Annotated in this window: 18 protein-coding genes; 3 read left to right on the top strand and 15 right to left on the bottom strand. The window is 35.3% G+C overall.

The genetic code is table 11. The features are described 5' to 3' along the window. Nucleotides 1-71: 71 nt before the first annotated feature. From pgi to uvrC, 9 genes are all read right to left on the bottom strand, one after another. Complete coding sequence (pgi, locus tag ACS8MM_RS14230) at nt 72-1,712, bottom strand: glucose-6-phosphate isomerase (protein ID WP_379718084.1); 1,641 nt, start codon at nt 1,710-1,712, stop codon at nt 72-74. A 152-nt stretch (nt 1,713-1,864) separates the two neighbouring features. Continuing rightward, nucleotides 1,865-3,085 (bottom strand): M23 family metallopeptidase, encoded by a 1,221-nt coding sequence (locus ACS8MM_RS14225; RefSeq protein WP_379718082.1) that lies wholly within the window; start codon nt 3,083-3,085, stop codon nt 1,865-1,867. Between the two features lie 72 nt (nt 3,086-3,157). Continuing rightward, entirely contained in the window at nt 3,158-4,081 is a 924-nt protein-coding gene (locus ACS8MM_RS14220; protein ID WP_379718080.1) for a tryptophan 2,3-dioxygenase family protein, read from the bottom strand. 4 nt (nt 4,082-4,085) lie between these two features. Next, on the bottom strand, nt 4,086-4,859 hold the full coding sequence (locus ACS8MM_RS14215) for a DUF3108 domain-containing protein (protein ID WP_379718078.1): 774 nt from the start codon (nt 4,857-4,859) through the stop codon (nt 4,086-4,088). A 415-nt stretch (nt 4,860-5,274) separates the two neighbouring features. Then, nucleotides 5,275-6,438: a 4-hydroxyphenylpyruvate dioxygenase gene (hppD, locus tag ACS8MM_RS14210; protein ID WP_379718076.1), complete on the bottom strand. Its 1,164-nt coding sequence runs from the start codon at nt 6,436-6,438 to the stop codon at nt 5,275-5,277. A gap of 53 nt (nt 6,439-6,491) precedes the next feature. Beyond that, the gene (locus tag ACS8MM_RS14205; RefSeq protein ID WP_379718074.1) at nt 6,492-7,649 is read right to left on the bottom strand and encodes a homogentisate 1,2-dioxygenase; all 1,158 of its coding nucleotides are present in this window, start codon (nt 7,647-7,649) and stop codon (nt 6,492-6,494) included. A gap of 241 nt (nt 7,650-7,890) precedes the next feature. Further along, entirely contained in the window at nt 7,891-9,342 is a 1,452-nt protein-coding gene (locus ACS8MM_RS14200) for an amino acid permease (protein ID WP_379718072.1), read from the bottom strand. A gap of 103 nt (nt 9,343-9,445) precedes the next feature. Then, nucleotides 9,446-11,641, bottom strand: coding sequence for a patatin-like phospholipase family protein (locus ACS8MM_RS14195; protein ID WP_379718070.1), 2,196 nt, complete (start codon nt 11,639-11,641; stop codon nt 9,446-9,448). Continuing rightward, on the bottom strand, nt 11,642-13,444 hold the full coding sequence (gene uvrC / locus ACS8MM_RS14190; RefSeq protein ID WP_379719031.1) for an excinuclease ABC subunit UvrC: 1,803 nt from the start codon (nt 13,442-13,444) through the stop codon (nt 11,642-11,644). A 101-nt stretch (nt 13,445-13,545) separates the two neighbouring features. Between uvrC and ACS8MM_RS14185 the strand changes: the two genes are divergently transcribed. Together ACS8MM_RS14185 and ACS8MM_RS14180 are read left to right on the top strand one after the other, a co-directional pair. Beyond that, complete coding sequence (locus tag ACS8MM_RS14185; RefSeq protein ID WP_379718067.1) at nt 13,546-14,109, top strand: 5-formyltetrahydrofolate cyclo-ligase; 564 nt, start codon at nt 13,546-13,548, stop codon at nt 14,107-14,109. A gap of 38 nt (nt 14,110-14,147) precedes the next feature. Continuing rightward, nucleotides 14,148-14,342: a hypothetical protein gene (locus ACS8MM_RS14180; RefSeq protein WP_379718065.1), complete on the top strand. Its 195-nt coding sequence runs from the start codon at nt 14,148-14,150 to the stop codon at nt 14,340-14,342. Between the two features lie 37 nt (nt 14,343-14,379). Here the strand turns inward: ACS8MM_RS14180 and ACS8MM_RS14175 are convergent, their stop codons facing one another. From ACS8MM_RS14175 to ileS, 3 genes are all read right to left on the bottom strand, one after another. Further along, a complete protein-coding gene (locus tag ACS8MM_RS14175; RefSeq protein WP_379718063.1) occupies nt 14,380-14,994 on the bottom strand; it encodes a lipoprotein signal peptidase in 615 nt (204 codons plus the stop codon). A gap of 84 nt (nt 14,995-15,078) precedes the next feature. Next, nucleotides 15,079-15,459 (bottom strand): TraR/DksA family transcriptional regulator, encoded by a 381-nt coding sequence (locus tag ACS8MM_RS14170; protein ID WP_264544176.1) that lies wholly within the window; start codon nt 15,457-15,459, stop codon nt 15,079-15,081. A gap of 6 nt (nt 15,460-15,465) precedes the next feature. Then, entirely contained in the window at nt 15,466-18,867 is a 3,402-nt protein-coding gene (ileS, locus tag ACS8MM_RS14165) for an isoleucine--tRNA ligase (RefSeq protein WP_379718060.1), read from the bottom strand. A gap of 159 nt (nt 18,868-19,026) precedes the next feature. Here ileS and ACS8MM_RS14160 point away from each other — a divergent pair, with 159 nt between their 5' ends. Next, nucleotides 19,027-20,325 (top strand): M48 family metalloprotease, encoded by a 1,299-nt coding sequence (locus ACS8MM_RS14160; protein ID WP_379718058.1) that lies wholly within the window; start codon nt 19,027-19,029, stop codon nt 20,323-20,325. Nucleotides 20,326-20,403: 78 nt separating this feature from the next. On the opposite strand, the gene ACS8MM_RS14155 is transcribed toward ACS8MM_RS14160, so the two are convergent. From ACS8MM_RS14155 to porZ, 3 genes are read right to left on the bottom strand one after another with little or no spacing between them, the layout of a single operon-like run. After that, on the bottom strand, nt 20,404-21,933 hold the full coding sequence (locus ACS8MM_RS14155; RefSeq protein WP_379718056.1) for a hypothetical protein: 1,530 nt from the start codon (nt 21,931-21,933) through the stop codon (nt 20,404-20,406). A 54-nt stretch (nt 21,934-21,987) separates the two neighbouring features. Next, nucleotides 21,988-22,701 (bottom strand): DNA repair protein RecO, encoded by a 714-nt coding sequence (gene recO / locus ACS8MM_RS14150; protein WP_379718054.1) that lies wholly within the window; start codon nt 22,699-22,701, stop codon nt 21,988-21,990. Next, nucleotides 22,701-24,980 (bottom strand): type IX secretion system anionic LPS delivery protein PorZ, encoded by a 2,280-nt coding sequence (porZ, locus tag ACS8MM_RS14145; protein WP_379718052.1) that lies wholly within the window; start codon nt 24,978-24,980, stop codon nt 22,701-22,703. Before porZ ends, recO begins: the two co-directional genes overlap by 1 nt. Between the last annotated feature and the right edge of the window lie 58 nt (nt 24,981-25,038).

Genomic DNA, 25,038 nt, shown 5'->3' with positions numbered 1-25,038 from the left:
CATTAAAAACAAAAAAATCGGCAATTATTAGCCGATTTTAAATAAATTTCAGAGTTAAATTTAACTAATTGTCAGTTTATTAAATAATTCTTCAATAAAAATTCAGTCGAAGAATCATGCTTTTTTACCTCAGAACTGTTAATTTCTTCTAAAATTGTAGTAGCCAATTGTTTACCTAATTCTACACCCCATTGATCATAACTATAGATATTCCAAACCACACCTTGCACAAATATTTTATGTTCATACAAAGCAATCAAAGCTCCCAAGGTTTCAGGTGTCAACGAATCAATCAATAATGTATTGGTTGGTTTGTTCCCAAGAAAAACCTTAAATGGCAGTAAAGCCGCTGCTTTTTCTTCCGAAAAACCCAACTGTTGGAATTCATTTTCAACTTGTTCAGCCGATTTACCGTTCAATAAAGCTTCGGTTTGAGCAAAGAAATTCGACATTAATTTATCGTGATGTGATTTATCTCCATACAAAGACTTCTTAAACCCAATAAAGTCTGTCGGAATCAATTTGGTTCCTTGATGAATCAATTGAAAAAAAGCGTGTTGGGAATTGGTTCCTGGCTCTCCCCAAATAATGGTTCCTGTTTGATAATTTACAGGATATCCATTGCGTCCTACACTTTTCCCATTACTTTCCATAATTCCTTGTTGCAAGTAGGGTGCCAATTTTTGTAAATACTGAGTATACGGAATCAACGCTTCGCTTTCAGCACCATGAAAATTATTGTACCAAACACTCAATAATGCCAAAACTACAGGCATATTTTTATCGAAAGATGTCGTTTTAAAATGCGTATCCATCGCATTTGCACCAGACAAAAGCGCTTCAAAGTGATCAAAACCGACTGCCAAACTAATTGTCAAACCAACAGCGCTCCATAACGAAAATCGTCCTCCAACCCAATCCCACATCGGAAAGATATTATCGGGGTGAATTCCAAAATCCGTTACTTTTTGAATATTTGTGGACACAGCGACAAAGTGTTTTGCCACATCTTTTTGCTGTGCTGATTGTAAAAACCACGATCGAATGGTTTCTGCATTGGAAAGTGTTTCCTGAGTTGTAAATGTTTTGGAGGCCACAACAAACAATGTGGTTTCAGGATTGAGTTTCTTTATAATTTCTCGAACATGATCTCCATCAACATTGGATACGAAATGAACGTTCAGATGATTTTTGTAAAACTGAAGTGCTTCTACCACCATTGCCGGACCTAAATCTGATCCGCCTATTCCTATATTAACAATATCTGTAAATGCTTTACCAGTAAATCCTTTTCGATTGCCTGAAATTATTTCTTCAGAAAAAGCACGCATCTTCTTTTTTACTTCGAAAATTTCCGGGATTACATTGTGACCGTCAACTAAAAAAACATCATTCTCATTAGCTCGCAATGCGGTATGCAAAACAGCGCGATTTTCGGTCTGATTGATAGGCTCACCGGAAAACTGAGCTTCTATCGCTTTTTGCAAACCAACCTCTTCAGCAAGTTCCAAAAGCAAATCCATTGTTGTCTGGTTGATTTTATTCTTGGAATAATCCAACAAAAATTTCCCCCATTGAATATGGAATTTTTCTGTTCTTTGATTGTCAATTGCAAACAACTCTTGCATGTCTACATATTGCGTTTCTGCAAAATGCTCTCTGAGCTTTTCCCAAGCAGAAGTTTCGGAAGGATTGATAGAAGGTAACGGCATAATTTCTGTTTTTTCAAACTATTGAATAGCGAATTTACAATTTTGCTTTTGATAAATTACCAACAAAATCAACTTCTAACGAAGTTTTTAAAGCGAAAACGTTATAGTATAGAAAACTTATACAATTCACTGTTTCGACAAGTTCATACCACTTATTGCGCACCGGCTACACTATCCAATTCTCTTTTCAGAGGTTCGATAAAAGTCAAATATCGGGGTTTATTCGCTGCATTCATTGGAGTAGAGTTTGGCAGTTTCAACTTTAAAGCATCGACTTGTTTGCCATTTTTCCAAAAACGATAACACACATGTGGTCCAGAAGCCAAGCCGGTACTACCTACTTTACCAATAATTTGACCTTGTCTTACTCTTTGTCCACGTCGAACTAAAATTCGAGACATATGCAAATATTGGGTTGAATAGGTTTTATCATGTTTGACTTTCACATGATTCCCGTTTCCAGCAGTATAACCCGCCAATTCCACCACACCGTTTGCGGTTGACATTATGGGAGTTCCATGTGGTGCAGCATAATCGGTACCATTATGTGGTTTGAAGAATTTTTGCACTGGATGAAAACGTCTTTTCGAAAATCGAGAAGTTATATTAATCGATTTCAAAGGTGCTTTCAAGAAGAAATTTTTTAATGCTTTGCCTTCTTCATCATAGTATTCAATTCTATCCTTTGGTGATTGCTTGAAAGGAAATGCATACACTCGCTTTCCTTTGTATTCAAAAAAGGCACATTCTAAAGAATCTACACCGTCATAAATCGAATCATTGATATAGCGTTCGGTAAAAGTAACCGCAAATTTATCTCCTTTTTTAGACTTAAAGAAGTCAATTGACCATTTATAAACATTGGTTAATTTAGACGATAATGAAGCCGCTACTCCCTCATTTTTTAATGTTTCCGAAAGTGAACCGTTCAATTCACCAGCAATAGTGCGTCTTCTAAAAGTAACCGGTTTTATTTTTTTTGAAGCTTTCACAATAGAATCGGTGAAATCAACTATATAATAACTTAACTGATCCGGTTGGTAAATAAAGTATTGAAGCTTCTTAGTTTTATCTTTAGTTCGCAACAGGGTATAAGGTTTACCCAACCGCATAATACGAACATTAAAAGTATCTTTTACTTTACTGATAATTTCATGAACTTGTTTCCCGTTTAGATTTTGTTTTTCAAGAATACTTCCAAAAGTATCTTCTTTTTTGATAGTATCCCGAACCACAGAATAATCATTCAGTTTAAAACCAAAGTCATATACTATAGGCTCTGGCTTTTTTATAGGCCGAACCACTTCAACTTTATCATTTTTACAGGAAACTGTTAAAAATGTAACAATCAAAAAAAGGATGTATTTCTTCAAAAGGAGCTTTATTTAGCATTATCCGAACAAAAAAGTGGATAAAAGAGATATGAAAGCTAATATAAGAAAATTTTAAATATTCTCACCCCAAGACGCTAATTCTTGTTCTGACCAAAGCTCAGGGAAGAAAATTCGTCGTTGGTATCTTGGATGCATATATTTTTTCCAGTCGCTACCACCAGTCGCTTCTCCATCACCTTTACCATTATCAATGTACTTTTTGGCTGCATTATAATGCCCCATTACCCACGTTATATTTACCGTATAATCATAATGACGCATTGCTTTTACTAATTCTGGATTTTGCTGGTCAGCTTCTGGAAGCTCTTTGAATTTACGCCAAAGATTGATGGTATTATATTCCTCCATAATACGAAGGAACTCTACTTTATATTTTTCTTCAAACTGTTGCAAGAAATACGATTTTTGACCTGTTTGATAATCTTTTCCGGCTGCTTGCCAATACAAATGTTCAAAAGCATGTGTATACGGGGTATCTCTATCTATCGTTGCTCTAAAACGATAATCGATTAAATTAATCAGATCAGTAGAACAAAATTCGATCATTCGATATTGCGCACTTTGGAATCCGCTTGCCGGTGTTAAAGTATGTCTGAATTTCATATATTGTTCCACTTCCATTCCATCTCCCATAATGGTAAAAGAGGTGGTCAACATATCAAAGTAACGACTGATACGCATTAAACGCTCAGCAAAGAATTCGGTAGTTAATTTTTCAGAATGAGCCACTTGTTTGATTTCCCAAAGAATCATCTTGAACAACAATTCATTAACCTGATGGTACATAATGAAAATGTTTTCATCCGGCAATGTAGTTCTTTGCACTTGAAGGTTCAACAAGGCATCGGTTTGAATATAATCCCAATACGTAATGGGTTTCGACCAAAGCAATCCTTCAAGATACGCTTCTGTTTTTTGGTTTAACTCTTTGTATTTTTGATCAATTTCGTTTACTAATCCTGAATAATCACTCATTACTTTACTCTTTTATTATCATGAACGGATTTTTCAATCCTTTAAAAGCATCTAAATCTGCTTTAAGCGAACCAACGGCCAAGCTGGCTTTAATACGCAAAGGTATCTTATTTTCGTCATCTGAAATCCAAACCGTCAAACTTTCCTGCTCTTTAAAAACTCTTCCAGATTGCACCAATGGACGAAACACCATAGCTTTTACTTTTCCGAATTTTGTTCTGATGGTTTCACGTCCAACAAATTTCAATTTGAACTTATAGATTTCATTATCAAAAAACATATCTATTATAATCGATTCACCAACAGTCAATTTATCGATTTTAGGATGATTTCTCAGATAATAGAAGGAAGACATGATATCCTGAACGTTTTCGGTAACGCTAAAGGTTTTTTCGGTATCGTTCTTATAGTCTTTAACTAAAACCGTATTTTTATCTTGGTTAAAAAAGCCTTCCTGGTTTTTAGTATAGCCTCCTTCATCAATTTTTCTTAAGTATTGATAAGGTTTCGTGGTTTCTTTATCAAACTGACTTTGGTAATGGTCATCTACTTTAAAAAAGAAACGAGACATTCCGGAAGTATACCCGTGTCCAACTGCATAAAAAACCTTTTTATTATTACGAGTCGCCTCTTTCACTTCGAGTGTTGCATAACCTGCATTTACCACACCATAATGGATTCTGAATTTAAACCATTCACCAACATCAAAAGCAGTGGGTTTTTGAGCGATTGCCGTTATTGAGAAAAGCAACGAGAAGAATAATAGTCTTATTTTCATTTCTTTGGGATTTATGTTTTCTAAAGAGAATACAATTTCCATTCCAAAAGTAATAAAAAACAAAAAAACCCAGTCATTGCTAACTGAGTTTTTATGCTATTAACCAACCAAAAAACTATAAATTATGAAAATTTATCAAAATTCAAAGGGAACCACCCCTTAGAATTCTGATGCAAATATATAGCGGGTTTTTAATTTTATCTAACAAAAAATCAACTTTAACATATTTTTATCAAAATAAAAGGTACTACAACGTTTTCTTTTGATGATTCTTCAATAAAAATCATTTTTTATTAATACTAATTTAACAAATTCAAAACACCAATTTCGAAAATAACTCAAAATCAAGCCCTTACAAAATGCAAAAAATCCGGAAAATTGCATTTTCCGGATTTTTTTGAATATTCTTAAACAATTATAATGTTCCTCTGATTGCTTGTTCTCTTTCTATAGATTCAAACAAAGCCTTAAAATTACCAGCACCAAAACCTTTGGCACCCATTCTTTGAATAATTTCGAAGAAAAGTGTTGGCCTATCCTCAACCGGTTTAGTAAAAATTTGCAACAAATAACCTTCTTCATCGGCATCAATCATAATCCCTAATTTCTGAAGTTCATTAATATCTTCTTTGAATTTAGACATATGATCTTTTAATCTTTCAGGAATTGCATCATAGTAAGCTTGTGGTGGTGTACTCAAAAATTCGATTCCTCTTGCACGCATTTCGGCAACAGTAGAAATGATATCATCGGTAGCAATGGCAATATGCTGTACACCTTCATCTTCATAAAAATCTAAATATTCTTCAATTTGAGAACGCTTTTTCCCATGAGCTGGTTCGTTAATTGGAAATTTAATTCTCCCGTTACCATTTGACATTACCTTAGACATCAAAGCCGAATATTCGGTAGTAATTTGTTTATCGTCAAAGGAAAGAAAATTCACAAATCCCATCACATCTTCAAACCATTTCACCGCTTCATTCATTCTGTTCCAACCCGTATTTCCAACCATGTGGTCGATATACTTTAAACCAACCGGTTCTGGATTGTAATCAGATTTCCACTCATTGTATCCGGGTAAAAAGATGCCGTTATAATTTTTACGCTCCACAAAAATAAAGACTGTTTCCCCGTAAGCACCATAAATACCAGCACGAACCACTTCACCATTCTCGTCTGTTTCTACTTTTGGTTCGAAATAAGGTTTTGCCCCACGCTTCGTAGTTTCTTCAAATGCCGAACGTGCATCTTCAACCCAAAGCGCAATCACTTTAACACCGTCACCATGCTTTTTCACATGTTCACCGATTGGCGAATCACTATTCAATGCTGTTGTCAACACTAAACGTATTTTATCTTGCTTCAACACATAGGAAGCTCTGTCTTTCACTCCAGTTTCCAATCCAGCATAAGCCAATGACTGAAAACCAAAAGCAGTTTTATAAAAATGCGCTGCTTGTTTCGCGTTACCAACGTAAAACTCAACATAATCTGTTCCTAATAACGGAAGGAAATCTTGTGCTCCTTCAAATATTTTTTCTAATCCGTATTCTACTGATTTTATTTCTTGTGACATGATATTCTATATTTTAAGACAAAGTCAATTTGTCAAAAGTTGTGTATAATTTATTAATCCAACCAAGATTGGTAGTATTTCTCATCGGCAATTTTCATAGCATCTTCAGTAACCATCAAAGGCTTAAAAGTATCAACCATGACAGCCAATTCTTGCGTTTCCGTTTTTCCGATACTTCTTTCGGTAGCACCAGGATGCGGTCCGTGTGGAATTCCAGCCGGGTGTAACGATATATGACCCGCTTCAATATCATTACGACTCATAAAATCACCATCGACATAATACAACACCTCATCACTATCAATATTACTATGATTATAAGGCGCTGGAATTGATTCAGGATGATAGTCATACAAACGTGGTACAAAAGAACAGATCACAAACGCATCGGTTTCGAAGGTTTGGTGCACCGGAGGCGGTTGATGAATACGTCCTGTAATGGGTTCGAAATCATGAATTGATAATGCATAAGGATAATTAAAACCATCATACCCAATTACATCGAATGGGTGGGTTGCATAAATCATTTCAAAAATTTCATCTTTCTTTTTTACTTTGATCATGAAATCCCCTTTTTCATTATTGGTTTCCAATTCCTCAGGACGACGAATATCACGTTCACAAAACGGTGAATGTTCCAACAATTGACCGAACCAGTTACGGTAACGTTTTGGAGTATAAACCGGACGGTGTGACTCAACAATAAACAAACGATTGTCCTCGGTATCGAAATCGATTTTATAAATCATTCCGCGAGGAATAACCAAATAATCACCATACTTGAAATCCAAATTCCCCAGCATGGTTCTTAATTTACCGGTACCTCGATGAATGAAAATCACCTCATCGGAATCTGTATTTTTATAAAAATAATCAGTTGTCGATTTTTTAGGCGCAGCCAATGCGATATGACAGTCGGAATTCGTCAAAACAATTTTTCGGCTTTCCAAAAAATCATCAGTTGGCTCCACTTGAAACCCACGAAGTCTATACGATTGAATATTATTTGCTTTGGCTATTTTAGGCGCAATTGAATATTGTTTTCTGATTTCCTTAACCTGAGTAGGTCGGTTTTCATGATACATATTGGTTGACATTCCGTCAAATCCAATAGTACCGAACAATTGCTCGTAGTACAAATCCCCGTTTTCTTTACGGAATTGGATATGTCTTTTATAGGGTATTTTTCCTAGTTTATGATAAAATGGCATCTTCTTTTATTTTAAAGTGTAAAACTTAATGTTTTAAGTCGGTTAACCAAAACACTACTATAAATCAAAAAGAACCTTTTCTCATTCAGGATTTCTCTTGATGAGGAACTTCAAATGGGCTAATAAACCTTTAAAAGTGGTTTTCATATAGCACAAATATCGGAAAAATCTCTTAGTTATTGAAACAAAAAAATCCCAAATTATTAGTTTGGGATTTATATTATGTTGGTGATTAAATTATTTATTCTCCACCATTATTTAGTTTACTATTCTTTTTACCGTAAAGGAAATAGAAAGCAACACCAATACCCATCCAGACAACTAGACGAAGCCAGCTCTCCAAAGGAAGTGAATACATCAAGTACAAACAAACCACCACACCCGCAATTGGCACGAAAGGCACTAAAGGTGTTTTGAATGCTCTTGGCACATCTGGCATTTTCTTACGCATTACTAATACTCCTATACAAACTAACACGAATGCCAACAATGTTCCTATACTTACCATGTGACCTAAATCAGATACCGGAACAAAACCAGCAAAAATACTAACGAACACTAAGAAGAAAAGATTGGTTTTCCATGGCGTTCTGTATTTAGGATGAATTTCACCGAAGAATTTAGGCAATAAACCATCAGTACTCATGGTATAGAATACACGGCTTTGTCCCATCAACATAACAAGCATTACCGAAGTATATCCTGCAAGAATAGCGATAATTAATCCATTTTGAAGGAAATCATAACCTGTTACAGCAAAAGCTGTAGCGGCTGGTTTGGCATCACCTGCAAACTTATAATACGGCACTAATCCCGTCATTACGTGAGCAAATAATACGTACAAAATAGTACATACAACCAACGACCCTAAGATACCTATAGGCATACCTTTTTGAGGATTTTTAGCTTCCTGTGCAGCAGTGGATACTGCATCAAAACCAATAAAAGCAAAGAAAACTGTTGCAGCTCCAGCAGCAATACCTGACCAACCAAATTGTCCTTTTACACCTGTATTTTCAGGAATATAAGGAGTATAGTTTGCTTCGTTAATATAACTCCATCCTAAAACAATGAATAAAATAACCACTGATACTTTAAGGATTACCAAGAAGTTATTTAAAGAAGCTGATTCTTTTGTACCTCTAATCAACAATAATGAAAGCAAAGAGACAATTATTACTGCAGGTAGATTAATAAAACCACCATCAATAACGGTTCCATCACTTAAAGTTAATTTTTCCCAAGGAGAACAAATAAATTCATGCGGAAGATGAATCCCGAACTTACTCATAAGCTCTAAGAAATATCTTGACCAGCTCACCCCAACGGTTGCAGCTCCCAAAGCATATTCTAAAACAAGATCCCATCCTATAATCCAAGCCATAAACTCACCCATTGTAGCATATGAGTAGGTGTATGCACTACCAGCTACTGGTATCATTGATGCGAATTCCGCATAACACAAACCAGCAAAAGCACATCCAACTGCCGCTAAAACGAATGATAAAGTCACAGCAGGACCGGCATTCTCAGCAGCTGCGATACCCGTTAATGAAAATAACCCTGCCCCGATGATTGCCCCAATACCTAAAGCAACCAATGCTTTTGAAGAAAGCGTTCTTTTTAATCCTTTTTCTGATTCATCAGCTTCCGAAAGAAGTTGAGTAATCGATTTTCTTTTCCAAATTGACATAAAATTAATGTTTGTTTGTTTTTGTGTCCCAAAAATAGACTTTTTTAAAAACAAATACCTAAAAAAACACCTTTTTATAGCAATGTTTAACAATTAAAAAGCATTAGAACCAAAAACCAACGCTAAACCATGTATAATGTTTACTTGTATCTGGAGACCAAGAATGTTTCATTTCAATTGGGCCAATTAGAGTTTCTAATCCATAGCCCAACGCATAACCCGTATGATTTGGTTTGACAAACCACTCTCTGTTGTCGAAGATTTTGTCTCCAATATTTGCAAAATTAGCGGTAAAGTTCAAATGGTTTTTCTTCACAAATTCATAATCGACACTAGCGCTTCCTTTTACATAACTGTCACCATGTAAATCTAGAAAATTATAGCCGAAGAAAGGCTTAAAATTATTAAACGCATTAAAACCATAACCGCCAAGAATAAAATCATTGATATGATTAATACCTTCACCAACAGTAAAACCGCCTTCTGTTTGTACTTTCAAAGAAACCCTTTTAAAAAAAGTATGAACGAAGGCTACATCCGCTTTAAAAAGGGAGAATTTGGAAAAATCATTGTTATAATCGGTGGAATAGAAACACGATTTAAAGTCACCAAAGAAATACCATCCTTTTTTAGGAAAATATTTATTGGTAAAGGAATCAAATTTCAAAAACCCGAATGCGGAATAATACGAGCTGTTATCAATATCCATTGCAGTATCTACATCGTTTGAAGCAATATTGATTAAATTATGTTCCAATCCTCCTCCAATTAAAAATTTCTGAGCAAAAATAGTCTGCACATACACCTTATTTGACAAGCTGTGGTAACTTAAGTCAATGGATTTCTTACCCAATGCTTGTAAAATGGCACCATTTCTAAAATCTGTGTTACTCGTTTTATTAAATTGATCAAAGGCTGATTTCAAACCAAAACTCCAATGAAAACCGTTATCGATATAGTAATCCAAATTGTAACGAATATTATCGCCAATTATAAAATCAACGGAACCAACATCATTTTTAAAAAACAAATTCTTTTTGGTGATATTTACCAGAGCATTCGATTTGAACAAATCGTCATAATGTACTCCCAGTTTAAGAAAAGTTTTGATTGGATTTTCCTGGACATCTACCAATAAAACATCTTTATCTCCTTGTTGAGCTAATTTATACTGTATTGATGTAAAATTTTGGGTTGCATTCAAATTATTTACACCACTACGTAGGTCATCATAACTAATTTTGTGTCCGGGTTTAAAACGAAGTTTTCCTAAAAAATAGGAACGGGTATAATTTCGATGTCCTTCAAAATTAATCTCACTCAAATACAAACTATCGTTTTTAACTGATTTTAAAGGCACAGTCTTATAATTTGTCCCTAAAGCTTTTAGTTGATCCGATACATTTTGAGCAGCTTGTTCACCATTCTTGATAATAATTTCACCCAAATCAAAAGAAATCACAGAGAACCCTTGAATATTCGGTTTGATGTAAATATCAGTCATTGCTTTTTTCTTGTCCATATTTTCCAATGTTTTAAAATTGGAAATCTGAACCAAAACCCCAGTTGCACCACTTATATTGTTGATGTCTTTCAAGCCGTCTTGAACATCTACCCCAATAATAATATCGGCGCCCATTGCTTTTACTTCTTCAATTGGGTAATTATTAACCACACCCCCATCGATATAATACTTTCCATCAATTTTTACCGGCGAGAATAATGACGGAAAAGCACCGCTTGCAGCCAGACACATCGGTAATGATCCTTCACGAAACACAACACCTTTACCCGTTTCAACATCGGTAGCTACACACAAAAAAGGAATCTTAAGCTGATTAAAATCGCGAATATGACGATAATTATGAGTTAGTTTACTAAATAAATTATAGTTATACAATCCTTTTGAAAACCCTTTAGGTACGGTAATTTTCAACTTTTGAAAAGGAAGTGTTAGCGCATACACCTCATCATTATTTTTCTCATAGAATGTTTTATTGCCTCTTGGGATAATATCTTGAATAATAGCATCTGAATCCAAGTTTCTAAAAATAGAATCCAATTCATCGGCAGTATAACCAGAAGCATACAATCCTCCCACTATAGCTCCCATGCTTGTACCACCGATATAATCTATCTTAATACCCGCTTTTTCAATTTCTTTTAAAACACCGATATGTGCTAATCCTTTGGCGCCTCCTCCACTTAAAACCAATCCGATTTTTGGCTTCTTGATTGTGTCTTGAGCATACAGATTGCTACAAAAAAAAACGAGTATTACTAGGAGAAGAGTTCTCATTTATTGGGATGTATTATTTATCTTATAAAATTCGGAAATTTTTTTGGCTTTTGAAACTCCTACAACATCGGAAATATCCTTTTCCGATGCTTCTTTAATTCTTTTAACACTTTTGAAATGTTTTAGTAACGTTAGCATCGTTTTTTCTCCAATACCGGGGATTAATTCCAATGTGGAATTAAGTGCAGCTTTGCTTCTTTTATCTCTATGAAAGGTAATTCCGAAACGATGTGCTTCATTTCGCAAATGTTGAATCGTTTTTAATGTTTCCGACTTCTTATCTAAATACAAAGGCACCGAATCGCCTGGGTAAAAAATTTCCTCCAATCGTTTTGCAATACCGATTATGGCAATTTTCCCTCTTAATCCCAAATCATCCAGACTTTTTAATGCAGAAGAAAGCTGTCCTTTACCACCATCAATAATAATTAATTGTGGCAAAGATTCTTTCTCATCCAGCATGCGCTTGTATCTACGGTACACGACTTCTTCCATCGATGCAAAATCATTCGGTCCTTCCACGGTTTTTATATTGAAATGACGATAATCTTTCTTACTTGGCTTTCCATCTTTGAACACTACACATGCCGAAACCGGGTTGGTTCCTTGAATATTCGAATTATCGAAACATTCAATATGACGCGGCTCCGACGAAAGTCGTAAATCCTTCTGCATTTGCGCCATAATGCGATTGGTATGCCTATCTGGATCCACAATTTTAATTTGTTTCAACTGATCTAGACGATAGTATTTGGCGTTACGCTCGGATAAATCCAAAATTTGTTTTTTGTCTCCCAATTTCGGAACGGTAACTTTAATTTTTTCTCCGAAATCCAATTCAAATGGTAGAACAATTTCTTTCGAGTTCAAATGAAAACGTTCCCGAAGCTCTACAATAGCCAATTCGAGTAATTCTTCATCCGTCTCTTCCAACTTCTTTTTCAATTCCATAGTATGCGAACGTACAATAGCACCATGAGATATTTGCAGGAAATTCACATAGGCCATCGCTTCATCTGAAACAATTGAAAACACATCAATATTTGACAATTTTGGATTCAGAATTGTCGATTTAGCTTGATAATTTTCCAGCACTTCGATTTTTTCTTTGATTTTCTGTGCTTGTTCAAACTGCATATCCATTGCTAAATCCGTCATTAATTTTTTGAAGTCTTTCAAACTTTCCTTGAAATTCCCTTTAAGGATTTCACGAATTGCATTAACTTGATTTTGATAATGTTCTTGAGTTTCTAAACCTTCACATGGTCCTTTGCAATTCCCTATATGATATTCAAGACAAACTTTGAACTTACCACTATTGATATTGGAGCGACTTAAGTCAAAATTACACGTACGAAGCGGATACAATTCTTTGATCAAATCCAAAATGGTATGTACCGTTTTGAAACTCGTGTATGGTCCGAAGTATTCCGATCCATCTTTAATCATTTTTCTTGTAGAAAAGATGCGAGGAAAAGGTTCATTTTTGATACAAATCCAAGGATATGTCTTGTCGTCTTTCAACAAGACATTATAACGTGGTTGCAACTTCTTGATGAGATTATTTTCAAGCAGCAACGCATCGGTTTCAGTTGGAACAACAATATGTCTTATTTCAACAATTTTCTTGACCAAAACATTAGTCTTAGCAGTATCGTGAACCTTATTAAAATAGGACGATACCCTTTTTCTTAGATTTTTAGCTTTACCAACGTACAAAATCTTACCTTCTTTATCAAAATACTGGTATACACCCGGGTTATCAGGTAGTGTCTGGATTTGAAGTTCGAGGGAAGTCAACATGAATTGATTATGCATTAAGAGTTGTTTCAAATTTACAAATAAGTTTCATTTTTAAAGTACATTTGCCGTGCATCTCTGAGCAGATTGTAAAAATAATCACTATGAATAAATCCGAACTCCGTACCAAGTACAAAACACTCCGTAAAGAATTAACCTTTGACGAAATTATGAATGATAGTTTGGCAATTGCCAATCACTGTTTGTATTTACCAATTTGGGAAAAGACCTATTTTCATTTGTTCCTTCCAATTGAGTCACAAAAAGAGATCAATACCGAATTTTTACTTCAAGTTCTGGCAGGAAGAGATAAAGAAATCGTAATCTCAAGGTCAAATTTTGAAACCCTCAAAATGACCCATTACTTATTAACTGACAACACTAAAATTAAAACCAATGACTATGGCATTCCAGAACCTGTTGATGGATTAGAAGTTCCGGTTCACAAAATTGATGTGGTTTTTGTTCCTTTATTGGCTTTTGACAAAAAAGGAAATCGAGTAGGTTACGGCAAAGGTTTTTATGATCAATTCTTAGGCGAATGCAAAGAAGAAGTGATTAAAATTGGTTTGTCTTACTTTGATCCTGAAGAAGTTATTGACGACATGCAAGAAACCGATATTCGACTGAACTATTGTGTGACACCATTTGGAGTCATCGAATTTTAGTTTATATTAGCGCACCCAAATTCATTAAACGAAACATTATGTTAGCAAATTTAAAATCGAAAGTCGCTATGATTTTGCTTGTTATGGTTTGTGCTACTGGTTTTACCAGCTGTACCGTACATCACCATCACAATCGCAAAACAGTAAAAGTAAAAAGGTTACCTCCAGGAAAAGCAAAGAAAATTTCCGGTGACAAGAGTGCCAGACGTCATGCTCCAAGACACAATAAATAATAAAAAAGACCTCAAATGAGGTCTTTTTTATTGCTCTTTATATTGTTTCCTTTTTGGCAAACGCTTTTTTATTGAATACGATTAATAATCCCACACCTGTAGAAATGGCTACATCGGCGATATTAAATATAGCATTAAAGAAGGTAAAGTTTTTTCCTCCCAAAAACGGAACCCATTCCGGCATAGGAAAATCTTTAATGATAGGAAAATAGAACATATCCACTACTTTACCATAAAACCAAGGTGCGTAAGGTTCATCGGAGAATAAAACGGCAGGTTCCATATAACTTTCATTAAAAATTCTACCATAGAAAACTGAATCCAAAATATTACCGAAGGCTCCAGCTAAAATCAAAGAAATAGCAAATATGAGCAAATTGGATGCCTTCTCTTTCACTGAAAGCCATAACCAATATCCAATTCCACCAACAGCTGCAATTCGAAACAGAGTTAACGCAATTTTACCGTAGGCGCCCGGAATTTCGGCACCCCAGGCCATCCCTTCATTTTCAACAAAGAAAATTTTAAACCAATCAGTGACATGAACTTGTCCTGCTTCACCATAGACAAAGTGTGTTTTTACATAAATCTTTGTGATTTGGTCAATTACTAAAACGATAAAAACGATGAGATAGGCTTTCTTTAAATTCATTATTTTATGTTTGAGACACAAAAATAGTATAATTAAAATAAAAAACGCCCCAAAAAGGAGCGTTCAGTAATTTTTAGAAAAAGATTAACGTTGCAAGTTCTTTGCTTCGATACTCATGGTAGCATGCGGTACCAACTTCAATCTTTCTTTATTGATAAGTTTTCCTGTTACTTTACAAATTCCGTACGTTTTATTCTCTATGCGGATCAATGCATTTTTCAAATCGCGAATGAATTTTTCCTGACGGATAGCTAATTGTGAATTGGCCTCTTTCGACATAGTCTCACTCCCTTCTTCAAATGCTTTAAATGTTGGGGAAGTATCATCTGTCCCGTTATTTAAATCATTAAGGTAAGCACTTTTGATTAGGTCCAAATCATTTTTAGCTTTTTCCAGCTTCTTTTGAATCAATTCTTTGAATTCTGCTAAATCAGCATCCGAATATCTTATTTGTTCTTCTACCATAATTCCTTACTTTGAAATTAATATTTTAGTTCTTAGTTCATCAAACTCAATTTCCGTACCATTTTCGATACTTTCTGTGAAAGCTAGTTCTTCTGTTAAGGTTTCCGATTTGATGTAGTCCAAGTTCGCTTCAACAGCTTGTTGAATTTCCCCTTGTTTCAACATGGCTACTTTAATCTTATCCGTTACTTCAAAACCAGAATCTTTACGTATATTTTGGATTCGGTTGACTAATTCCCTAGCGATACCTTCTTTTCTCAATTCATCGGAAATCGTTATGTCCAATGCTACTGTTATACCGTTTGAATTAGCTACCAACCAACCCTCAATATCTTGTGAAGAAATTTCCACATCTTGAGTTGTTAAATTAACACTATTTCCTGAAATAACAATAGAAATCTCACCTTTTCGCTCTATTTCAGCGATTTGTTCCTGAGAAAATCCCTGTATTTCTTTGGAAATCAGACCCATATCCTTTCCGAACTTCGGCCCTAAAGCTTTAAAATTCGGCTTAATTTGTTTCACTAATACCCCTGAAGCATCATCCAGAAGCTGTACTTCTTTGACGTTTACTTCCGCTTTTATCAAGTCAGAAACCGCCTCGATTTCAGCACGTTGAACTTCGTCAAGTACTGGAATCATTACCTTTTGCAACGGTTGACGTACTTTGATCATCTCCTTTTTACGAAGTGACAAAACCAATGAAGAAACCGTTTGCGCCTTCAACATTTTGCTTTCCAGCGATTTATCAACAAAATTTTCAACAAATTTTGGGAATTCCGCTAGATGCACACTGCTATATTTTTCGGCCTCTGTAGCTGCATTCAAGTCTTTATACAAGCGATCCATAAAGAATGGCGCAATCGGCGCAGACAATTTCGCAACCGTCATCAAGCACGTATACAACGTTTGGTAGGCTGCAATTTTATCAGTTCCGTATTCCCCTTTCCAGAATCTTCTTCTACATAAGCGAACGTACCAGTTACTCAAATTTTCCTGAACAAAATCAGAAATAGCACGAGCCGCTTTTGTTGGTTCATATTCTGCATAGGCTTCATCTACCAATTGAATTAATGTATGCAATTCAGACAAGATCCAACGGTCGATTTCCGGTCTTTCTGCTAATGGAACTTCCGCTTCGTTGTATTTGAAGCCATCAATGTTGGCATATAACGCAAAGAACGAATAGGTATTATACAAAGTACCGAAGAATTTACGTCGTACTTCAGCTACTCCTTCAATATCAAACTTCAGGTTATCCCAAGGGTTCGCGTTCGCAATCATATACCAGCGCGTTGCATCGGGACCGTATTCTTTTAATGTTTCGAAAGGATCAACAGCATTTCCTAAACGTTTCGACATTTTTTGTCCGTTTTTATCCAATACCAGTCCGTTAGAAACAACATTTTTATACGCCACTTGATCAAAAACGAGTGTTCCGATTGCGTGTAAGGTATAGAACCATCCGCGGGTTTGATCTACCCCTTCTGCAATAAAATCAGCAGGGAAGGATTGATGCCCATCGATTAATTCTTTGTTTTCGAAAGGATAATGCCATTGAGCGTAAGGCATTGCACCCGAATCGAACCAAACGTCGATCAGATCCGTTTCACGCTTCATTGGTTTGCCCGAAGGTGATACCAATACGATATTATCCACTATATTTTTATGCAAGTCCACCAAATCATAGTTGGTTTCCTCCATATTTCCAATTACAAATCCTTTATATGGATTCTCTGTCATGAAACCGGCAGCGATAGCCTTTTCGATTTCATTGTACAATTCCTCTACCGAACCGATACAAACCGTTTCTGTACCTTCCTCGTTTCTCCACAAAGGCAATGGGATACCCCAGTAACGTGAGCGGGAAAGATTCCAGTCGTTTGCATTCTTCAGCCAGTTACCGAAACGTCCTTCACCGGTTGCTTTCGGCTTCCAGTTGATGGTTTCATTCAAGTCGAACATACGGTCTTTTACTTCCGTAACTTTGATAAACCAAGAGTCTAGCGGATAGTACAAGATAGGTTTATCTGTTCTCCAGCAGTGTGGGTAACTGTGTACATACTTTTCTACCTTGAAGGCTTTATTTTCTTCCTTAAGGCGGATCGCGATTTCAACGTCTACTGATTTCTCCGGTGCTTCACCTTCATTAAAGTATTCGTTCTTAACGTATTTACCAGCCATATCGCCCATTTGGATTACAAAACGACCTTGCAAATCTACCAGAGGCACAGGATTACCATTTTCGTCCAATACCAACATTGGTGGCACTTCCGGAGTAGCCTCCTTGGCCACTTTAGCATCATCGGCACCAAACGTAGGCGCAGTATGAACGATACCTGTTCCGTCTTCGGTGGTAACGAAATCACCTGAAATTACGCGAAACGCATTCTCAGGATTTTGGTATGGTAACGTGTACGGCAACAACTGTTCGTAACGGATACCTACTAAATCGGCACCTTTACTAACATGTAAAACCATATACGGTATTTTCTTGTCTTCGGATTTATAATTAGCAAAATCTTCTTCCGATTCCGCTAAGAAGTACTTACTTCCGAACTGTTTTCCGATTAGGTTTTCGGCCAAAACAACATTAATTGGCTCGAAAGTATACTGATTGAAGGTTTTCACCAAAGCATAATCAATCTTAGGACCAACTGTTAATGCAGTATTACTCGGCAATGTCCAAGGAGTAGTAGTCCAAGCCATCAAATGAATCGTCCCGAAGCCTTTCAAGAAATCAGGCAATGAATTTTCGATTGCTTTGAACTGTGCCACGATGGTTGTATCGGTCACATCGCGATAAGAACCCGGTTGATTCACCTCATGCGAAGACAATCCTGTTCCTGCTTTCGGAGAATACGGTTGAATCGTATACCCTTTGTATAATAAATCTTTAGTATAAATCTGTTTTAGCAACCACCAAACCGACTCCATGTATTTTGACTTATAGGTTACATACGGATCTTCCATATCTACCCAGTAGCCCATTTTTTCTGTAAGGTCATTCCAAACATCTGTATAACGCATTACTGTACGCTTACACGCTTCATTGTATTCGGTAACAGAAATCGTTTTACCGATATCCTCCTTAGTGATTCCTAATTCTTTTTCAGTACCTAATTCCACGGGTAATCCATGGGTATCCCATCCCGCTTTACGTTTTACTTGAAATCCTTTTTGAGTTTTGTAACGACAAAAAATATCTTTAATCGCTCGGGCCATCACGTGGTGAATTCCTGGCAAACCATTCGCTGAAGGCGGACCTTCAAAAAACACATACGGAGTAGCACCTTCACGTGAAGTTACAGATTGTTCAAAAACATTGTTTTTTTTCCAGAAATCAAGTACTTCCGATGCCACTGTAGGCAAGTCAAGTCCTTTGTATTCAGTAAATTTCGTGTTCATTTTGTCGTATTCTAAAATCAATCTGCGAAAGTAATGATTTGTAAGGCAATAGACAAAATTACAAAGCCAAAAAATGGTTAAAAAGCAAGCCTTTTTACTAATATTATGTGAATTGTTGCGAAAAAATTACTTTTGCACTCACATACAAGTCCCCATCGCATGAAAAAACAACTGTTTTATCTTTTTGCATTATTACAATTAACTCTACTTAATGCGCAAAATCACAAAGCTATTGACACTGCAGATTATGCAGAAAGAAAGGCATTTGTAAAAGAATTTAAAACCAAAAACGACAACCATGTAAAGAAAATTAAGGAACGTTTTCCTGGAAAAAGAGGAAAAGAACTTGCGAAGTCACACACACGCTTCCAAGAATTTTTTATTAAAGAAATAGAAGACAAAAACTACACGTTCAAGTCGGAATTCGAACAATACGTTCAAGATATTATTACCGAATTAAGACAAAAAAACACTGAAATTCCAAATGATCTAAAAGTACTCATCGGTAAAACCAACATCCCTAATGCTTATTGTTTACCAGACGGCACCTTTGTAATCAATATGGGTTTATTCAATTGGATGGACAACAGAGATCAAATTGCTTCTGTAATAGCGCATGAGCTTGGACACAAAATACTAGAGCATAGTTTGAAAAAGCAACTGGATAACATCATCACCAATGAGAAAAACAAAACCGAAGTCAGCTTATTAAACGAAGTGAAGTATAATCGCACCATAAAAGCATTTGATGTTTTCAAAAAGCAGATTTATGCCAAGGGTGAAATCAGTAGAAAATTTGAGACTGAATCTGACTCATTAGGATATATTTTATATCGTAAAAGCACTTTCAAAAAAGCCGATTTTACGAATGCGTTGAAAAACTTAGAAAAATACGATACCATTTCTTCAAAGGAAGTAAACATTGCTACTTACAAAAAGTTCTTTAGCATACCTGAACAAGATTTTAAAGAAAAATGGTTTCAAGGCGAAGATTTTTCAGCCTACAATTACGATCATTACAAGGAAAAAATAAACAAAGACTCTGTTTCAACCCATCCTGAAATTGTCGAAAGAATAGCCTTCCTAAAAAAGCAATTTAAAGAACTTGATTCGGATGAAAAAGCCGAAGAAGCGGATGCTGGTTTCAAAAAGATGCAAGATATAGCACGAATGGAAATGCTTCCCAATTTATTTTATGAAGAAAAATTCGGAGAAGGCATTTATTTGTGCCTACAATCATTACAAGAAGAAAAAGACAATTTGCATTACAAACTTTGGCTAGGAAAATGCTTTGAGAAAATCTACGAAGGAAGAAAAAACTACAAACTCAATCATTATCTGGATCGTATCGAGCCCAAAAAACAAAGTAAAAGCTACCAGACTTTTTTAGGATTTATGTGGAATTTAAATTTGGAAGAGATAAAGAAAATTGCTGATTATTACAGCAAAAACTCCTAGATACAATTAACAGTAAAAAGTATAAAATTCAACTAAAAAAGCAGGGCATTCTTAAAGAATGCCCTGCTTTTTTATTCATTAATAATTCAATCGTTCCAGGCGAATTTTGTTGTATTTTTCCTTTTTATTCAATTCCTGAAAAAGAATATAGCCCTCTTTAGCCACATACGGTACAATCCAGTTTTCCTTCGATGAAATCTTTATTTTTTCTTGTTTGAACTCTCCTTTGATCAATGTGTTGATATATAAATTCCAATCCCACACTTTCTCCTTAGCTGTTTCGTCTTTTTCATAATCTCTATAGAAGAACACCACATCATCGCCACTATTGACATATTGTGAAAATAAATAATCTGAAGTAATCCATTTTGATTTCTCTTTATCGAACACTTTAATTCCTTTTATTTTAAATGCACTGTCAGTGTATACATACACCATATCTTCTGATTTGGGCGCAGACCATCCATCGTATTCTCTAAATTTTTCAGTCAATACTCCTACACTACCATCTTTAAGGAAAAACAAATCTCTTGCCGAGAGTTTGTATCCTTTTTCCATATATCCCAAACGGTCGATTGTCGGAATGAATTCTTTCAATTCGTTGTATAAAAAAGCCTGTTGATCCAACTGGAACGTTTTTTTATCGATTAATAATCTTGCAAAACCCAGTTCTTCGTCTTTGGTTGCAAAAAATTTCCCTACCAATACAATTTTATCATCGAAAGTCTTTTGATTTGAAATTTCATGACGATCACCGTAAAGGAAAGTGATGTTTTCGATAGTTTTGGCACTGAATTTATCGATAGGCGTTTTCACAACTTCCTTTCCGGTTTTCATATCGATTACCAACAAGTGAAAAGTTTTCACACCATCATTATCATTATTTAGAATTCCGTAGATATAATTTTCATCCTTTTCAATTATCCTCAATACTTCTTTGTTCTTTTTATTTCCACTTGTATTATAGGAATATTTCCAAAGTTCCTTTTTTTCGTCATCAAACCTAATTAAGCTATTATTGTTGATATAGCTTCCGTAATCATTAAACTCGAGCACAATAAAACCGCCTTCTTTCACCTCATACACATACGAAAAGTAGTTGTAGCCCTTTTCTTTTTTCTCTACTTTATTGTTTTTACGTAATTCGTTCCAGTTCTTAAACTCAACACTCTCCTTGATAGCATTGTTTTCATAGTCGTAATACTTCTTTTTCTCTACCGTATTTTCTTTAAGATTAACTACCATTGAAGCAGGTGAGAACATATCTTTAGCTTTAGTAGCATAGTAGTCGATACGACTTGGTCGTAGAACAATATTGCCTTTAAAATCCATATATGCACTATAATCGGCCGCGGTGATATCTCCTTCAAATTCTTTATTCGCTACCGGGTTCAAGTTTTTATCAAGAAGTACATATTCGAATTTTTTTGTTTTTTCGCCAGATTTACCATATCCGTATAGTGCCACATAGCCAAAAAGTACGTCATTCTGATCAAATACAGCATTAAAACCAAGATAATCCCCTTTTGCAAGTCCAACCAAATCTTGGGTTTGTGCAAAAAGAAAATTTTGCACCATTAACAACATAAATAGTGTGATTTTTTTCATTTGAAAATTTAAATTTGCGCAAAAATACTACACTTTCTTTAAGTAGACCGATGCTTATGCAAAAACTTCTTTCAAAACTTCAAGCGATTTTGGTTTTTTAAAACCATCAAGGTGAAAAGTATAGTAATCCAAAAGGATTTTAAGCAAGTGTTGCCTATCGTTACCCGTAAAGATTCTCTGGTCACTGTCGAATTTGAGTTCGATTAATTTTTTGAAGAGCAATGTTTCTTGTTCCGAGAGGCAGCCTAATGCGTTTAAATCGGCAAAAACACCTTCATTCATTTCGAAATAAGGGAGATCAAAATCAGACACATCTGGATAAAATCCCAAAAATTTGGTAATCTCAAGTAATAGTATCAAATGAAAATTAGCAACATCGTCGTGTGTATCCAACCAAATTAGAGCCGTCTCCAAAAACTCAAAAAGGCGTTCATTTTTTTCTTCTTCCCGAATACTGTGATGCAATATTTCCGACAAGAAAATAACAATTGTACTTTTCACTATATCCAGATTTAGGCTTTGATATGCGGTAGCCAATCGGATTTCCTTAAAATGTTCGAGTGTTCCTTTATTTTTGTGATTCGCTTCAACTTCCAGCAAGGTAAGCGGTTGAAAATAAGCAATTTTCTGCGAAGATTTTTTAGCTGAAAAAGCATTCGGAACAAAATACGATTTGAGTCCGTTAGACAAAGTAAAACACTTTACAATCAAGGATTTATCCTGATACTTAAGAGAAGAAATAACTATCGCTTTTGTTTTAACAAGCATTAGCGAACAATCATAATTTTTTTGGATTCTACTTCTACACCATCATCCGAAGAAATATGCACAATATATACCCCAGAAGCCACTTTGTATTTATCAAACGCTTTGGTATTCCACAACACGGTTCCGCCTTGCGCAATTGCTTCATATACTAAATTACCACTGATATCGGTAATTTTCACATTGCATTTATCCATTAATCCTGTAATGGAAACATCACCGGTAAAATTTGGACGAACAGGATTTGGAAAAACTACAACATTTTTAAGATCATCCGCCCCTGTTGTTGCATTTCCTTTGTAAGACACCATACCTGCTTCTGTTGCGATAAAAACCTCTCCAGTAATTTCATTGATATCGATATCGTTAATCATGTTACTAGGTAGCGGAGAATTCTCTTTGGTAAAAATGTTATATGTTTTTTGACCGTCTGGCGAAATGAAAAACACACCATTACCAGCAGTTCCAATCCATTTATTATTCGCACCATCAACTACAATATCAGTAATAAATTGCTGGTAAAGTAATTCCTGAGCAACACCATCTTCTAGAATAATAATCGAGTTTGTTTCCAATTCATCTTCAGAAATAAAAGAATCTGCACTTGACAAAACTCGTAATCCTTTGCTTGTTCCAATCCAAAGACGATTTCTATTATCCACGGCTACAGCTCTCACATCCCGAGTTGGCAAGTTCCCTTCTCCAGTACCTTCACCTATACTAATACATTTATTACCAAGTGTTTCATTAAAACCAATCAACCCAAAGAAATTGGTACAAATCCATTTGGTATTATTTTTATCTACAACCAATCTTCCTAAACTTGCTATTGCTGGTGTTAAAACACATGGAAGAGTATAACCCACGAAACTACCATCGGTTTTTAAAACATGTAAATTCCTAGACACCAAAGAATTTGTCATCCATAAGTTCCCATTTCTATCAAAACCAACACCATTCACGCGAACATCATCCGGCACCTGACCTTGAATTGTCTCAAGACTACTATTGGTTGTATTATAAATAGTTGTTGGCACATTATCCACAAATTTCAACAAGCCCGAGTAATACGAACTAAAAAACACTTCTTTATCATTATTCGGATTAACAATACTTCTTGCAATGGATTTTGCTCCGAATAATCCTGAATAAGGAAATTCTTCCCAGACACCGTTTTCATTGAATTTACTTACAGGAAGCAAGTCTAATGAATATGGGTTGTAGCCAGCATTATAATCACCGTAAACGGTCCAAAGTCCGTTGGGATAAGCATCTACACCAAAAATCATATTCCTGAACGGTCCGTTGGGTGTACTATTCTCAAAAACTGTAGTATTGGCCTGAGTGGTGGTAATCACACCTTTTTCTTTTGTCCCTATATACAATTTATTGTCTTTAAAAGTGCTTGATGTAAAACTCACAGATGGACTGGAAGTATTATTCACTGTAAACAAATTTGATAATAAATCATTTAAAACGTAAACGTAATTTTGCGAGGTTACAAGCAATCTATTTTCAACAAACCGAAAATCCAATGGAATTTGGTTAAAATTCGTTACATAAACTGGATTATTACCCACTAAATTATACAATCCTGTTCCTGTATCTATTAAAGCTACTCCGTTGGTAATAGCCTCAACTCCTTTCCAGTTTCCGGCAGCCACCATTGTCCACTGATTAAAATCAATCAGATTGGGATTGGTTACTGAAGCAGTAAGTAATCCATAACCATTTGCTACAGTATAGATTGTATTGTTAAATATAGTGGTTTGAAATATTTCGATATTAATCCCGTTAGGCCCAATAAAGTAGCTATCTCCAAACTCTGAATTTTGTAAATCAAAAACTGAAATTCCATAATCTGTAGAAATGTAGAGTTTTCCATTGAATTCTGTAAAATGATTAATTTTTTTCTTATCTGATGGAACAGAAACCTTATTCACAATATCAACTACATTAAGTATTGAGCCATCCTGATCGTTTACGACTACCATCAAACCATCTACGTGTCCTATGATAGTCTTATTAAAAGCCTGTGAGTGATAAATTTGCGTTATGGTTTGCCCAGACAGTCCTTCCACTGTTGTTGTTGTAGTTAACACATTGGTTGTAATGTCTTTCTTAAAAAAAGCATTTTCAGAAGCCGCAATAACAGTAGTTCCTCCCTGCGTGATATCTTTGATAGAGTTATACGAAAAGAATCCTCTCCAATCCTGATTGTTTTGGGAAAAACCAGCAAAGGAAAAAGCAAAAACGACAATTGTTACAACAAATTTATTCATATAAAAAAAGATATCGCACAAATATAGATAAAAACGATTTTATTTAGGTTTTAATATA

Source organism: Flavobacterium sp. MAHUQ-57 (genome assembly GCF_051908335.1).
Lineage (GTDB): Bacteria > Bacteroidota > Bacteroidia > Flavobacteriales > Flavobacteriaceae > Flavobacterium.
This window is presented reverse-complemented; position numbering and strand designations above follow the sequence as displayed.